This window comes from Rhizobium sp. CB3171, from assembly GCF_029714265.1.
Taxonomy (GTDB): Bacteria; Pseudomonadota; Alphaproteobacteria; order Rhizobiales; family Rhizobiaceae; genus Rhizobium.
The window spans coordinates 2,132,491-2,147,082 of the sequence record NZ_CP121652.1; the positions used below are offsets into that span (position 1 = coordinate 2,132,491).

Annotated in this window: 12 protein-coding genes; 11 read left to right on the forward strand and 1 reads right to left on the reverse strand. The window is 60.0% G+C overall.

What is annotated here, in order from left to right; genetic code table 11:
* The first annotated feature begins 37 nt into the window (after positions 1-37).
* From QA648_RS10455 to ade, 4 genes are all read left to right on the forward strand, one after another.
* A complete protein-coding gene (locus QA648_RS10455; RefSeq protein WP_283046730.1) occupies positions 38-787 on the forward strand; it encodes a pyridoxamine 5'-phosphate oxidase family protein in 750 nt (249 codons plus the stop codon).
* A gap of 118 nt (positions 788-905) precedes the next feature.
* Positions 906-1,223: a metalloregulator ArsR/SmtB family transcription factor gene (locus QA648_RS10460; protein WP_028751732.1), complete on the forward strand. Its 318-nt coding sequence runs from the start codon at positions 906-908 to the stop codon at positions 1,221-1,223.
* Positions 1,224-1,561: 338 nt separating this feature from the next.
* Positions 1,562-2,890 (forward strand): aspartate aminotransferase family protein, encoded by a 1,329-nt coding sequence (locus QA648_RS10465; protein ID WP_283046732.1) that lies wholly within the window; start codon positions 1,562-1,564, stop codon positions 2,888-2,890.
* Between the two features lie 93 nt (positions 2,891-2,983).
* Positions 2,984-4,681 carry an adenine deaminase gene (ade, locus tag QA648_RS10470; protein WP_283046734.1) on the forward strand — a complete coding sequence of 566 codons (1,698 nt, stop codon included), beginning with the start codon at positions 2,984-2,986 and terminating at the stop codon, positions 4,679-4,681.
* Here ade and QA648_RS10475 read toward each other — a convergent pair whose 3' ends face one another.
* The gene (locus QA648_RS10475) at positions 4,682-6,328 is read right to left on the reverse strand and encodes an alpha-glucosidase family protein (protein ID WP_283046736.1); all 1,647 of its coding nucleotides are present in this window, start codon (positions 6,326-6,328) and stop codon (positions 4,682-4,684) included. It abuts the gene before it with no gap.
* 293 nt (positions 6,329-6,621) lie between these two features.
* Here QA648_RS10475 and QA648_RS10480 point away from each other — a divergent pair, with 293 nt between their 5' ends.
* The 7 genes from QA648_RS10480 to QA648_RS10510 all read left to right on the forward strand — a co-directional run bounded on the left by QA648_RS10480 (position 6,622) and on the right by QA648_RS10510 (position 14,307).
* Complete coding sequence (locus tag QA648_RS10480) at positions 6,622-8,202, forward strand: peptide ABC transporter substrate-binding protein (protein ID WP_283046738.1); 1,581 nt, start codon at positions 6,622-6,624, stop codon at positions 8,200-8,202.
* 50 nt (positions 8,203-8,252) lie between these two features.
* Positions 8,253-9,176, forward strand: a complete 924-nt coding sequence (locus QA648_RS10485) for an ABC transporter permease subunit (RefSeq protein ID WP_104823805.1) — start codon at positions 8,253-8,255, stop codon at positions 9,174-9,176.
* Positions 9,173-10,090: an ABC transporter permease subunit gene (locus QA648_RS10490; RefSeq protein ID WP_104823806.1), complete on the forward strand. Its 918-nt coding sequence runs from the start codon at positions 9,173-9,175 to the stop codon at positions 10,088-10,090. The genes QA648_RS10485 and QA648_RS10490 overlap by 4 nt, the downstream gene beginning before the upstream one ends.
* Before the next feature lies 1 nt (position 10,091).
* Complete coding sequence (locus QA648_RS10495; protein WP_283046741.1) at positions 10,092-11,087, forward strand: ABC transporter ATP-binding protein; 996 nt, start codon at positions 10,092-10,094, stop codon at positions 11,085-11,087.
* On the forward strand, positions 11,080-12,066 hold the full coding sequence (locus QA648_RS10500) for an oligopeptide/dipeptide ABC transporter ATP-binding protein (RefSeq protein WP_283046743.1): 987 nt from the start codon (positions 11,080-11,082) through the stop codon (positions 12,064-12,066). The genes QA648_RS10495 and QA648_RS10500 overlap by 8 nt, the downstream gene beginning before the upstream one ends.
* A gap of 93 nt (positions 12,067-12,159) precedes the next feature.
* Entirely contained in the window at positions 12,160-13,077 is a 918-nt protein-coding gene (locus tag QA648_RS10505) for a sugar kinase (RefSeq protein WP_104823809.1), read from the forward strand.
* A gap of 123 nt (positions 13,078-13,200) precedes the next feature.
* A complete protein-coding gene (locus QA648_RS10510; protein WP_104823810.1) occupies positions 13,201-14,307 on the forward strand; it encodes a glycosyltransferase family 1 protein in 1,107 nt (368 codons plus the stop codon).
* Positions 14,308-14,592 lie beyond the last annotated feature (285 nt).

The window sequence follows — 14,592 nt, forward strand, 5'->3', positions numbered from 1 at the left end:
ATCCTCATGCTCTCTCCTGCCCTGCGAGAGAGCGACTATGAACGATAAACCGTCCGTATTGCGGGAAACCGATGACGAGGCGCGCAAGCAGGCACGTATCCTGCTGCGCGCCGCTCGTTATGCGGCCATGGCCGTCATCGATCCGGAAACAGGCTTCCCTTCCGTCAGTCGCGTACTGACCGGCACGGATATCGACGGCGTGCCCGTCATTCTCGTCTCCGGCCTTTCAGCCCATACCAAGGCGCTGGCGAGAGATCCCCGCGCCTCGCTTCTCTTCGGGGAACCAGGCAAAGGCGACCCGCTCGCCCATCCGCGCCTCAGCGTTCAATGCAACGCCGAACGCGTCGATCGCGAAAACCGTCTGCACGGACGCATTCGTTCGCGCTTTCTCGCCCGGCACCCCAAGGCAAAGCTTTATGCCGATTTTGCCGATTTCTGCTTTTTCCGCCTCATACCGCTTACCGCCAGTCTTAATGGCGGTTTTGGAAAAGCATATGTCCTGCCCGGGAACGATCTGATGATTCTCTCGACGGCTAGCGAGATGATTGCTGAACAGGCAGATGCGATAGTGCGAGAATTACTAGCCCACTACCCTTGTATCATTACAACTATAGTGGAGAGGTTGAGAGGATCGGGCGGTAAAAATTGGCGTATTTGTGGCTTAGATATGGCAGGAATCGACCTAATTCGGGGAGATGAGACGCTAAGATGGGAATTTGACCCACCATTGTCGGAGTTGCAGGGCACTCATACATACATATCTAAAATAGCATACTCGATACCTTAAATTTAGGTATATACAATCTTTGGCCTATATTGGTATTGTTACTTATCGGATTAATTCCCCGATTAGAAAAATACCCCCGCAATTTCTGATGTACGCTCCGCATTAGGAAGATTAAAAGATGAAGACAAGAAATTTGGCCGAACACTCCAACGTGGCGGCAGCATTATTATCTGCTATGGCGAACCCGAAGCGCCTTATGATTCTTTGCAGCCTGGTCAAAGGGGAAGTTCCGGTTGGCGTATTGGCCAATCAGGTGGGGCTCAGCCAATCTGCACTCTCCCAGCATCTTTCGAAGCTGCGCGCCCAGAAGCTGGTGAAGACCCGCCGCGATGCTCAAACGATTTACTACTCCAGTACTTCAGACTCGGTCATCCGGGTTCTGGAAACGCTGGAAGACATTTATTGTGAACCGGAAAAAAGTAGATCGGCTGCTTAATAGCCAAAACTGGCTCTAGGTATGTCGAGGCAAGATCTCTAAGGAAAAGATAATTTCCGACCCTTAAGATCAAGCCCCTTTCATCACCACATATATAACTGATTTGGCTGGCAAATTTCCCAATTTGCCAGCCTTTTCGCGTTTAGCGGCTTGTCCTCGGCGGTTCGCGACGCAGTGGAGGAGACCGGGCCAAAGCGAAACCGCCCCTCGTCATCCCCTGTCCCCTACCTTTGTCTTGACGTCAGGGGGCCGACTGATAATTTGACCGGGCAGTAAATAATCACGCGGTTCCGCACCGCGATCGGGAAATGGCCCCCGAATGGCCATTGGAGAACAGCATGTCCGACCGTTTGAATGCCACCCCCAACGATTTGCGCGCCTTCTGGATGCCGTTTACGGCCAATCGTCAGTTCAAGAAGGAGCCGCGCCTCTTCGTCAGCGCCAGGGATATGTACTATACGACCCATGACGGTCGGCAGGTGCTGGACGGAACTGCGGGTCTGTGGTGCGTGAATGCCGGCCACTGCCGGCCGAAGATCACCGAAGCCATTCGCCAGCAGGCGGGCGAACTCGACTATGCGCCGGCCTTCCAGCTCGGCCATCCCAAGGCGTTCGAGCTGGCAAACCGGCTGGTGGACATCGCGCCGGAGGGCATGAACCATGTTCTCTATACCAACTCAGGTTCTGAATCCGTCGAAACCGCGCTCAAGGTGGCGCTTGCCTATCATCGCGTGAAGGGCAACGGCTCGCGTTTCCGCCTCATCGGCCGCGAGCGCGGCTATCATGGCGTCAATTTCGGTGGCATCTCCGTGGGCGGCATCGTCTCCAACCGCAAGATGTTTGGCACGCTGCTAACCGGCGTCGACCACATGCCCCACACGCATCTTCCCGGCAAGAATGCCTTCACGCGCGGTGAGCCCGAGCATGGCGGCGATATCGCCAGCGAGCTGGAGCGCATCGTCACCCTGCACGACGCCTCCACGATCGCCGCCGTCATCGTTGAGCCGGTCGCCGGCTCCACAGGCGTGCTGATCCCGCCGAAGGGTTATCTGCAGAAGCTGCGTGAAATCTGCACCAAGCACGGCATCCTGCTGATCTTCGACGAAGTCATCACCGGTTTTGGCCGCCTCGGCACCCCCTTCGCCGCGCAATATTACGACGTGAAGCCGGACATGATCACGACCGCAAAGGGCCTGACGAATGGCGTCATCCCGATGGGCGCAGTCTTCGTGACCTCGGAAATCCACGACGCCTTCATGCAGGGACCCGAGCACATGATCGAGTTCTTCCATGGCTATACCTATTCCGGCAACCCGATCGCCTCTGCCGCGGCTCTGGCGACGCTCGATACCTACAAGGAAGAAGGCCTGCTGACACGCGCCGCCGAGCTTTCGGACTATTGGGCCGACGCCCTGCACTCCCTGAAGGACTGCCCTGGTGTCATCGACATCAGAAACACCGGCCTCATCGGCGCCATCGAGCTCGACCCCATCGCCGGCGAACCCACCAAGCGTGCCTTCACCGCCTTCCTGAAGGCCTACGAAAAAGGCCTGCTGATCCGCACCACCGGCGACATCATCGCACTCTCCCCGCCGCTGATCATTGAGAAGCACCATATCGACGAACTCTTCGGCAAGCTCAGGGATATCTTGCAGAATAATATCTGAGGCATAAGCTCGAACAAAACTGCGCCCCTCACGCCTCCTTTTGCTTCAGCAGAAGAGTCGGCATGAGGGGCGATCCATATGCGAGGGATGACCATGACCACCAAACTCGAACGCTATATCGACCAGGGCGTCGGCCGGCAGCCTGCCGACATCGTGCTAAAAAACGGCCGGTTCTTCGACTTAGTGACGGGCGAGCTGGTTGCCTCGGACATCGCCATCTGCGGCGATCGCATCGTCGGCACCTGCGGTGGCTATCAGGGCCGCGAGGAGATCGACATCTCCGGCCGGATCGTCGTTCCGGGCTTCATCGATACGCATCTGCATATCGAATCCTCGCTGGTGACGCCGCATGAGTTCGATCGCTGTGTCCTGCCCTATGGCGTGACTACCGCCATCTGCGATCCGCATGAGATCGCCAATGTGCTCGGCACGGAAGGCATCCAGTATTTTCTGGAGTCCTCGCTGGAGACCATCATGGACATCCGCGTCCAGCTCTCCTCCTGCGTGCCGGCGACGCATCTGGAAACGTCAGGCGCCGACCTGCCGATCGAGAAGCTCCTGCCCTTCCGCGACCATCCGAAGGTCATCGGCCTAGCGGAATTCATGAACTTCCCCGGTGTCGTGCATAAGGACCCCGTCTGCATGGCCAAGCTCGAGGCTTTCCAGGGCGGCCATATCGACGGCCATGCGCCGCTGCTGCGCGGCAACGACCTCAATGGCTATCTCGCCGCCGGCATCCGCACCGAGCATGAATGCACCACCGCCGAGGAAGCGCTCGAAAAGATCCGCAAAGGCATGCATATCCTCGTGCGCGAGGGTTCGGTCTCCAAGGACCTGCATGCCCTGATGCCGATCCTGACCGAACGCCTGTCGCCTTACCTTGCGCTTTGCACCGATGACCGCAATCCGCTCGACATCGCCGAACAGGGCCATCTCGATTATATGATCCGCACCGCCATTGCCCACGGCGTCGAGCCGCTGGCGATTTATCGCGCAGCCTCCATCTCGGCTGCCCGCGCCTTCGGCCTGCGCGACCGCGGCCTGGTGGCGCCCGGTTGGCGCGCCGATCTGGTCGTCATCGACAGTCTGGAGAACTGCAAGGCGGAGATCGTCTTCTCCGCGGGCCGGCGCGTCACCGCGGAGCTTTTCGCCCACCGCAAGCCCATCGCCCCGGTCGGCCTCGATAGCGTCAAAGCGCCCCCGATCAATGCCGCCGATTTCGGCGTGCCGGTGACCGAGGGCGAAAGTTCCGTGATCGGCGTCACCCCAGGAAAGATCATCACGCAGCATCGCCGGTATCGCCTGCCAGTCAAAGGCAACCAGACCGACCTCGACCTCGGCAATGATGTGATCAAGGTCGCCGTCATCGAGCGGCATGGCAAGAACGGCAATCATGCCAATGGTTTCGTTCAGGGCTTCGGCCTGAAGAAGGGTGCCATCGCCTCGACGGTCGGTCACGACAGCCACAATATTTGTGTCGTCGGCGTCAATGAAGACGATATGGCCCGCGCCGCTAATCGTCTTAGCGAGATCAATGGCGGCTTCGTCGTCGTCGAAAATGGCGTCGTCACCGGCGAAATCGCCCTGCCCGTCGCCGGCCTGATGAGCCTCGAGCCCTATGAAAGCGTCCGCGATACGCTGCATCATCTGCGTCAGGCGGCCTACGCCCTCGGCGCGACGCTGGAAGAGCCCTTCCTGCAACTCGCCTTTCTGCCGCTGCCGGTCATCCCGCATCTGAAGATCTCGGACCGGGGCCTTGTCGATGTCGACAAGTTTATGCTGATTGGGTGATCACCCGACCTGGCCGCAGAACACATCCAACGCCGCGAGTGTCACCACCTCGCTGGCGTGGGCGGTCGCAAAGCCCGGCATCGGCACCGTCTTCGCCACCTTGATCCCCTTTGGCAGAGCAACCTTTACGGGCTTGCGAGACAGGTTGAAGACAAAAAGCAGTGTTTCGTCGCCCTTCTTGCGCGTAAAGGCGAAGACGTCCTCCTTGGTATCGAGGAAGACCATGTCGCCATCGACCAGCGCTGCATGCCGCTTTCGGAAGGCCAGGGTCTCGCGATAGTGGTGAAGAACGGACTGCGCATCCGCCTCCTGCTTGTCGACGGCAAGTGCTGCGTGCTGATAAGGCACCGGCAGCCATGATTTGTCTGCCGTGGTAAAGCCAGTGTGCGCCCGGCCCGCCTCCCAGGGCATCGGCGTGCGGCATCCGTCGCGGCCCTTGAAGGCCGGCCAGAAGCGAATGCCGTAGGGGTCCCGAAGATCCTCGAACGCGAGTTCCGCCTCGGGCAGGCCCAATTCCTCACCCTGATAGAGGCAGATCGAGCCACGCAAGGTGGACAGCAAGGAAATCGCCAATTTGGCGACACGCGGTTGCTCGACCTCCGTTTCGGCAAACCGGCTGACATGACGGTTTACGTCGTGGTTGGAGAAAGCCCAACAAACCCAGCCGTCGGCGACGTTTTCCTGGAAATCGCCGACGCAGCGGCGGAAATGTTCGGGTGTGAAATCCGGTCCGAGCAGATCGAAAGTATAGCACATGTGCAGCTTGTCGCCGCCGCTGGTATAGGCGGCGACCGTCTGCAGCGAGCGGGCGCCATCGCCGACTTCGCCGACGGTCGTGCGCCCTTCATACTGATCAAGCAGCTTGCGGAAGCGCTTCAGGAAGCCGATGTTTTCCGGCTGCGTCTTGTCATGGAGGTGGTTCTGCATGCCATAGGGATTGCTTTCCGGCGCATCCAGTCCGCCAATGGCAACCGCGGCCGGCGGGTTGTCCCGCAGCTTCTTGTCGCAGAAATAGTAGTTCACCGTATCCAACCGGAAGCCGTCAACACCGCGATCGAGCCAGAACTTGACCGCCGCAAGCACGGCATCCTGGACTTCGCTATTGTGGAAATTCAAGTCCGGCTGCGAGGTCAGAAAATTGTGCTGGTAGTATTGCCGACGCACGCCGTCCCATTCCCAACCAGGCCCGCCGAAGATCGACAGCCAGTTGTTCGGCGCCGTGCCATCCGGCTTCGGATCGGCCCAGACATACCAGTCGGCTTTGGGATTGTTGCGGCTTGCCCGGCTCTCGACGAACCAGGGATGGCGATCCGACGTATGCGAGATGACCTGATCGATGATGACCTTGAGGCCGAGCGCATGCGCTGATGTCATCATCTCGTCGAAGTCGGCGAGCGTGCCGAAGATCGGATCGACGTCGCAATAGTCGGCGACGTCGTAACCCATATCGGCCATCGGCGAGGTGAAGAAGGGAGCCAGCCAAATGGCATCGACGCCGAGTGAGGCAATATGCGGCAGGCGGCGAGTGATGCCCTTGATATCACCGAGCCCATTAGCGTCGGTATCCTGAAACGACCGCGGATAGACCTGATAGATCACCGCACCACGCCACCAATCGGCTCCCGCCTCTTTGTCCGTTGATTTCATGAAACAATCCGCCTCGATTTCCGCTCACCCTTCAGATTGCACACTAAGCCTTGGGCGGCAAGCGGCAAACCAGATGAAGGATGAACCGGGGATTGAACGCGCAAAAATTCGTGAAGTGATTTCGGAAAATTGCCAGTGTAGATATTCACAGCCTCAAGCCGCCGCTCGCTTTAGGACTTGAAAGCGACGTTGCATCGGATAACTTGCGACATTGACCTGCACGTACAGGTCACCTGCGGGATAAAAATAGCCTTAAAAACAAGGCCCATAGCTCCAGAAAGGTGGGGAAAGATATGACTCATTTCAGCAAGAAGTTCATCGTGTCGGCGTTCGTCGGCACGTTATTAAGCGTCTCTGCACATGCGGCGACGCTAAATATCCACAACGGCGGCGACCCGACGTCGCTCGACCCGCAAAAAATTTCCGGCGACTGGGAAAACCGTATCGATGGCGATATTTTCGAAGGCCTGGTGACGGAAGATCCTAAGGACAACCCGATCCCCGGCCAGGCAGCAAGCTGGACCATTTCCCCCGATCAGAAGGTCTATACCTTCAAGCTGCGTGACGGCATCAAATGGTCCGATGGCCAGCCGGTAACGGCTCAGGACTTCGTCTTTGCCTTCCAGCGCCTGATGGACCCGAAAACCGCCGCCCAATATGCCTACCTGCAATATACGATCCTGAATGCGGAAAAGATCAACAAGGGTGAAATCAAGGATCTCAGCCAGCTCGGCGTCAAGGCAATCGATGACAAGACACTGGAAATCACTCTTGAAAATCCGACGCCTTACTTCCTCAACGCGTTGATGCACTACACGGCCTATCCGCTGCCGAAGCATGTCGTGGAATCCAAGGGCGACGAATGGGTCAAGATCGGCAACATCGTCACCAACGGCCCCTACAAGCCCACCGAATGGGTGCCCGGTTCGCATGTCAGCATGGTCAAGAGTGACCAGTATTACGACGCCAAGGACATCAAGATCGACAACGTCAACTATTACACGCTGGAAGATCAGGCCGCTGCCCTGAAGCGCTATCGCGCCGGCGAATTCGATATCCTCACCTCTTTCCCCGCCGACCAGTTTGATTGGATCCAGAAGAACCTTCCTGGCCAGGCGCATGTGGTTCCGTTCCTCGGCACCTACTATTACGTGCTGAACGCCACCAAGCCGCCTTTCAACGACAAGCGCGTCCGCCAGGCCCTCTCCATGGCCGTCAACCGCGAAGTCATCGGCCCGAAGATTCTCGGCACCGGCGAGCTGCCGATGTATTCCTGGGTACCGCCGGGCACGGCCAATTACGGCGAGCCGGCCTATGTGAGCTGGAAGGATGAGCCTTACAAGCAGAAGGTCGAAGAGGCCAAGAAGCTGCTCAAGGACGCCGGCTTCGGCCCTGACCATCCGCTGAAAGCGCAGCTTCGCTACAACACCAATGATAACCACAAGCGCATCGCCGTTGCGATCGCCGCCATGTGGAAGCCGCTCGGCGTCGATATCGAGCTCTACAACACCGAAACCAAGGTGCATTATGATGAAATGCAGCGCGGTCAGGTGGAAATCGGCCGCGCCGGCTGGCTCGCCGACTACAACGATCCCATCAACTTCCTGAACCTGCTCTCAACCGGTGTCGAAATGAACTATGGCCGCTGGAGCAATCCGGATTACGATGCGCTGATCAAGCGGGGCAACGAACAGACCGACCTACAGAAGCGCGCCGAAATCTACAAGAAGGCCGAGCAGCTCGCGCTCGACGATAGCGCTGCCATCCCGATCTACTACTACGTCTCCCAAAACATCGTCGCCCCGAAGGTCCAGGGCTTCGTCGATAATATCCAGGACATCCATCGCACTCGCTGGCTGTCGATCAAAGAATAATTGGGAACAGGCCCCTTCCCGGATAAACCGGGAAGGGGCCGTCTAAGACCATGTTTGGCTACGCTCTCCGTCGTTTGCTGTCGACAATCCCCGTCCTGTGGATTGCCGTGACAGTGTGTTTTTTCATTCTGCGCCTCGCTCCCGGCGGCCCCTTCGATGGCGAAAGGCCATTGCCGCCGGAAGTCAAAGCCAACCTCGCGGCTCACTACAACCTCGACAAGCCTCTAGTTGAGCAATATCTGATCTATGTCGGCGACGTCATGAAGGGCGATCTAGGCCCCTCTTTCGCCAACCAGGACTTCACCGTCACCCAGCAGATCATGTCCGGCTTTCCCTATACGCTGACAATCGGCGGCGCCGCCTTCGTTCTTGCAACGATCATCGGCGTGGTTGTCGGCTGTCTTGGGGCGCTCTATCAGAACCGGAGCGCCGACTACTGGCTAGGCGGAGGACTGCTCATCGGCCTTGTGATGCCAAGCTTCCTCATCGCCCCGATCCTGCAGCTCGTCTTCGGCAATACGCTTGGCTGGCTGCCGGTCGGCGGTTGGGGCAATGGCTCGATCAGGTTCCTGATCCTTCCGGTCATCGTTCTGACATTGCCGCATGCGGCACGCATTTCGCGCCTAATGCGCGGCTCGATGATCGAGGTGATGAGCCAGAACTTTATCCGTACCGCCAAGGCTAAGGGCATAGGACCACGGCTCACCGTTATGCGGCACGCCTTAAAGCCCGCCTTGATGCCCGTCGTGTCCTATCTCGGACCCGCAGCAAGCTATCTGCTTACCGGCTCGCTGGTGGTCGAAAGCATTTTCGGCCTTCCCGGCGTCGGCCGCTACTTCGTCGGCGCGGCGCTGAACCGCGACTACGGCATGGTTCTTGGCACGGTCATTTTCTACATGGTCCTGATCGTGGTCCTCAATCTGCTGGTCGATATCGCCTATGCCTGGCTCGACCCGAAAGTGAGAATGCGATGATCCTCAATTCCGCCAAGAGAGAATTGCTGGAAGCGGAATTGCTTTCGGCAGAGGGGCTTGCACCCAAGGGGCGCTCCCTCACCGGCGATGCGATGCGTCGCCTGCTCCGCAACAAGGCTGCCGCGCTGTCGCTGATCGTGCTGGCAGTGCTGGTTCTGGTTGCCATATTCGGCCCGTATTTCCTGCCCTTCAACTATGAAGATCCGGATTGGACCTCCTTCCGCGGCCCTCCGGACTTCGCCGCCGGCCACTATTTCGGCACCGACGGCAACGGCCGCGACCTGCTTGCCCGCACGCTCTACGGCACGCGCGTCTCGCTGACCGTCGCCCTGGTGGCAACCCTCGTCTCTGTCGTTATCGGCGTGCTTTATGGCGCCGTCGCCGGCTATTTCGGCGGTCGTGTCGATGCGATCATGATGCGCTTCGTCGACATCATGTACGCCCTCCCCTACGTCCTCTTCGTCATCCTGCTGATGGTGATCTTCGGCCGCAACGTCTATCTGCTGTTTGCCGCGATCGGGGCGCTCGAATGGCTCACTATGGCTCGCATCGTGCGTGGTCAGACGCTCTCCATCAAGCAGCGGGAATTCATCGAAGCGGCGCGGGCCTCCGGCCAGCGATCGTTCAAGATCATCCTCAAGCACATCGTTCCGAACCTCGTCGGGCCGGTCGTCATCTACGCGACGCTCACCATTCCCGAGATCATCGCCACGGAGAGCTTCCTGTCCTATCTGGGCTTCGGCGTGCAGGAACCGCTGACCTCGCTCGGCACGCTGATCGCCGAGGGCTCCGCCGGCATGGAGACCACGCCCTGGCTATTGTTCTTCCCCGCCGGCTTTCTTGTCGCCCTGCTGATGAGCCTGCTCTTCATCGGCGATGGCCTACGCGACGCTTTCGATCCGAAGGATCGCTGACATGACAGATACGCTTCTCGAACTCAAAGACTACTCCATCACCTTCCGTACACCGGAAGGCGAAGTGGCCGCCGTCTCGAAGATGAACCTGACGATCGGCCGTGGCGAGCGCGTCGCCATCGTCGGCGAATCCGGTTCCGGCAAGAGCCAGACCTTCCTCGGCCTGATGGGCCTGCTCGCCAAGAACGGCCGCACCAGCGGCCAAGCGCTTTTGGACGGCAAGGACCTCCTGACGCTGAAGCCGCGCGAACTCGACCATGTGCGCGGCAAGGACATGGCCATGGTCTTCCAGGACCCCATGACGGCGCTTAATCCGTCATTGCGCATTTCGCGGCAGTTGACCGAGCAGCTCGAAGTCCATGGCGGGCTTTCGGCGCGCGCGGCGTCTGCCGCAGCACTCGACATGCTGAAGCGCGTCGGCATCCCTGACCCGACGCGACGCTTCAATCTCTATCCGCACGAACTCTCGGGCGGCATGCGCCAGCGCATCGTCATCGCCATGGCGCTGCTCACCAAGCCGAAGCTCCTGATCGCCGACGAGCCGACGACGGCGCTCGACGTCACCATCCAGGCGCAGATCCTCGATCTCTTCAACGAGCTGACGGCGGAAATGAACACGGCGCTCGTCATGATCACCCATGACCTCGGCGTCGTTGCCGGTCTCGCCGATCGCGTCGCCGTCATGTATGCCGGCCGCATTGTCGAGGAGGCACCCGTCGAAGAGCTGTTCGAAAATCCGGCCCATCCCTATACCGCGGCGCTGCACGCCTCCATCCCGCGGCCGGATCAGGATGTTGACGATCTCGCCGTCATACCCGGACGGCCGCCGAACCTGATGCATCTGCCGCGCGGCTGCTCTTTCTCGCCGCGCTGCGCCCATGTGCAGGACGACTGCCTGGACGCACCGCCGCCGCTCGACCGGCTTGCGCCGCAACGCTGCGCCGCCTGCTTCCATCCCCTCTCCGCCCAGCGGGAACGGAGCCTCATCCATGGCTGAACACACGCTTCTGAAGGTCGAGCACCTGACCACCGAATTCGAGCTGCCATCGAAATCCCTCTTCAAACCGCCGCTGATCCTGACGGCGGTCAATGATGTCAGCTTCGAGCTGAAGACCGGGCGCACGCTTGGCATCGTCGGCGAATCCGGGTGCGGCAAGTCGACACTCGGCCGTTCCATCCTGCGGCTGATCAAGGCGCAGAAGGGCCGCATCATGTGGCAGGGCGGCAACCTGCTGGATCTTTCCGAAGAGGAAATGCGTGCCGCCCGCCGCGACATGCAAATCATCTTCCAGGATCCGATCGCCTCCCTCGACCCGCGCATGACGGTCGGCGACATCATCGCCGAGCCGCTGACCGTATTCGAGCCGAAGCTGACGAAGGCGCAGCGGCAGGAGCGCGTCCGCGAGATCATGGCGGCGGTCGGGCTCGTGCCGGAGATGATCAATCGCTACCCGCATGAGTTCTCCGGCGGCCAAGCGCAGCGCATCGGCATTGCCCGCGCAGTCGTGACGCGGCCGAAGCTGATCGTCTGCGATGAACCGGTCTCGGCCCTCGACGTATCGATCCAGGGTCAGGTGATCACGCTGTTGCGCAAGCTGCGCAAGGAGTTCGGCCTGACGCTGATCTTCATCAGCCATGACCTCTCCGTCGTACGGCTGATCTCGGACGACGTGCTGGTGCTTTACCTTGGTAAGGTGGTGGAAGCGGGCGACGCGGCCACCGTCTTCGACCATCCGGCCCATCCCTATACACAGGCCTTGTTCTCCGCCGCACCCATCCCCGACCCGAAGCGGGCGCGCGGGCGCGAGCGTATCCGCCTGCAGGGCGACCCGCCCTCGCCGCTCAATCCACCAGCCGGCTGCGTCTTCTCGCCACGCTGCTGGAAGGCGACGGATATTTGCAGGACCAAGATGCCGCCGACTGAGCAAGTTCGCCCCGGCCAGACCGCGGCGTGCTATCATATGGACAGGCCATAAGGCTCAAAAGGTGGACGGCGCAGCCCGCCGTCCACCTTGCTCAAGCAGCCGCATCCGCGTATGCAGCAGCGAAGGAAAAGGCAGGAGGACGTCTTGGGCGGGCATTTTCTATCGATCGGCGAATGCATGGTGGAGCTGTCGCAGGCCGAGGACGGATATCTGCGCAAGGGCTTTGCCGGCGACACCTTCAACACGGCCTGGTACGCCCGCGCCTGCCTGCCGGCCGATTGGTCCGTCGATTATTTCACCGCCCTCGGCGATGATGCGATGTCGGACGAAATGCTGCATTTCATGAAAGCGCATGACATAGGCACGTCGAGCATTCGCCGCCTCCGTGGCAAGACGCCCGGCCTCTACATGATTAACCTGAAGGATGGCGAGCGCTCTTTCAGCTATTGGCGCGACAGTTCGGCCGCCCGCCAGCTTGCCGCCGATGGCGATCAGCTTCGCACCGCGATCGAGGGGGCCAACGTCCTCTATTTTTCCGGCATTACCTTGGCGATCCTCTCGCATGAAGACGCCGAGACATTGCTCGCCGAGCTCCGCCGCGCCAAGGCGGTCGGCAAGCTGGTGGTCTTCGACCCCAACCTGCGCCCGCGCCTCTGGTCGAGCTTCGATGCCATGCACACCATGATCGGTGAAGGCGCCCGTGCCTCGACGCTGGTTATGCCGAGCTTCGACGACGAGGTCTCGCATTTCGGCGACGATTCGATCGCCGGCACCATCCGCCGTTACCGGCTGCACGGCGCCAATATGGTCGTCGTCAAGAACGGTGCCGATGGCGCGACCGTCGGAACCGATGCCGGCGAAACGCTCGTTCCAGCCGTCAAGGTCGCGAAGGTCATCGACACCACCAGCGCCGGCGACAGCTTCAATGGCGCGTTCCTTGCCCATTATCTGGAACATGACGACCCCGTCGCCGCCGCCCATTTTGCCGCAGAAATCGCCGCAAGGGTCATTCAGGAACACGGTGCCTTGGTGCCGCCGGAAAAGCTGCAAGCCGCCGGCTAAGGCTGTAATATTTCCATCATGGACACCCCGCACAATAGGACAGGCGCGGGAATCATCTTTGCTGCACCGGATTGGGTTGTACCGACACCATGAGGGTGCGGTGCGGATGGAACGTTTTTGGATATGTTGCAGCGCTTGTCGGACATCGATCACAGAGCATGGGCTGAAGGGGCAACCCCGGTCGCAAACCCGGAGCGCCTGCTCATCGTCAGCGATGCCTGGCATCCGCAGGTGAATGGCGTCGTCCGCTCCATCGAAAATACCAACCGCGAACTGGCGCGCATCGGCGTCGATGTCGCCATGATCACGCCGGAAGGTTTTCGCAACGTCCCTTGCCCGACCTACCCGGAAATCCGCCTGTCGATCGCAAGTTACCGCAAGGTCGCCGCCAGGATCGAAGCAGTCCGGCCGACCTATGTGCATATCGCGACAGAAGGCCCGCTCGGGCTGACGGCGCGGCGCTGGTGCCTGAAAAACGGCATGCCGTTTTCGACGAGCTATCACACTCGCTTTCCCGAATATGTCGCGGCCAGGCTGCCGATCCCGCAAAGCTGGCTCTACGCCTTCGTCAAATGGTTTCACAATGCCGGTTCCGGCTGCATGGTGGCGACACCGAGCCTTGCCAATGAGCTCAAGCAGAAGGGCATTCACAATCTGCTGCCCTGGAGCCGCGGCATCGACTCGACGCTTTTCCGCCCGCAGCCGCTGGAAGACAACCCCTTCGGCCTGCCCCGCCCTATCTTCATGACCGTCGGCCGGGTGGCGCTCGAAAAGAACCTGCCGGCCTTCCTCGATCTGGACCTGCCTGGCTCGAAGGTCGTCGTCGGCGACGGACCGGCGCGGGCCGAGTTGCAGAAACTTTATCCAAAAGTGCTCTTCCTCGGCTCGAAGTTCGGCGAAGCGCTGGCGCATGCCTATTCGCAAGCTGACGTTTTTGTCTTCCCGTCAAAGACCGATACATTCGGCAATACCATCTTGGAGGCGCTGGCGAGCGGCGTTCCCGTCGCCGCTTATCCCGTCACCGGCCCTGCCGATATCCTTGGCGGCAATGATGCGGCCGGCGTCGTCGACGAAGATCTGGCGAAAGCCTGCTTTGCCGCATTCTCCTCTTCCCGCGAGGCGGCTCGTGCTCTGGCGCTCAACTATTCCTGGGAAGCTGCCACCACGCAATTCATCGGCAACGTCCGCCTCGCCAATCATCGCGGCCGGATGTTGACGCAAAACCACTAAAGTGCGGGCTATTCGCCGGCCGCCGACGGCCGCCGTTTCGTGCGAAGCACGCATGCGTTCAATATTCTCTTCCATCCCGTAGACGACAAAGAACGAGCGTCACATCACGACCGGCTCTCGCCGGCGCAGCGGCGATATTGTCTGCGCACTATGGCATGCGGGAACAGTTGGCCGGTCCACCGCGTTCACTGGCACGCACAGCGACGCTCTGCCTTCATGTTCTAGTCGATATGACCAGCAGCAAACGTCAAAATTGAATTCCTTGGATGTTCCGCCACATACCTG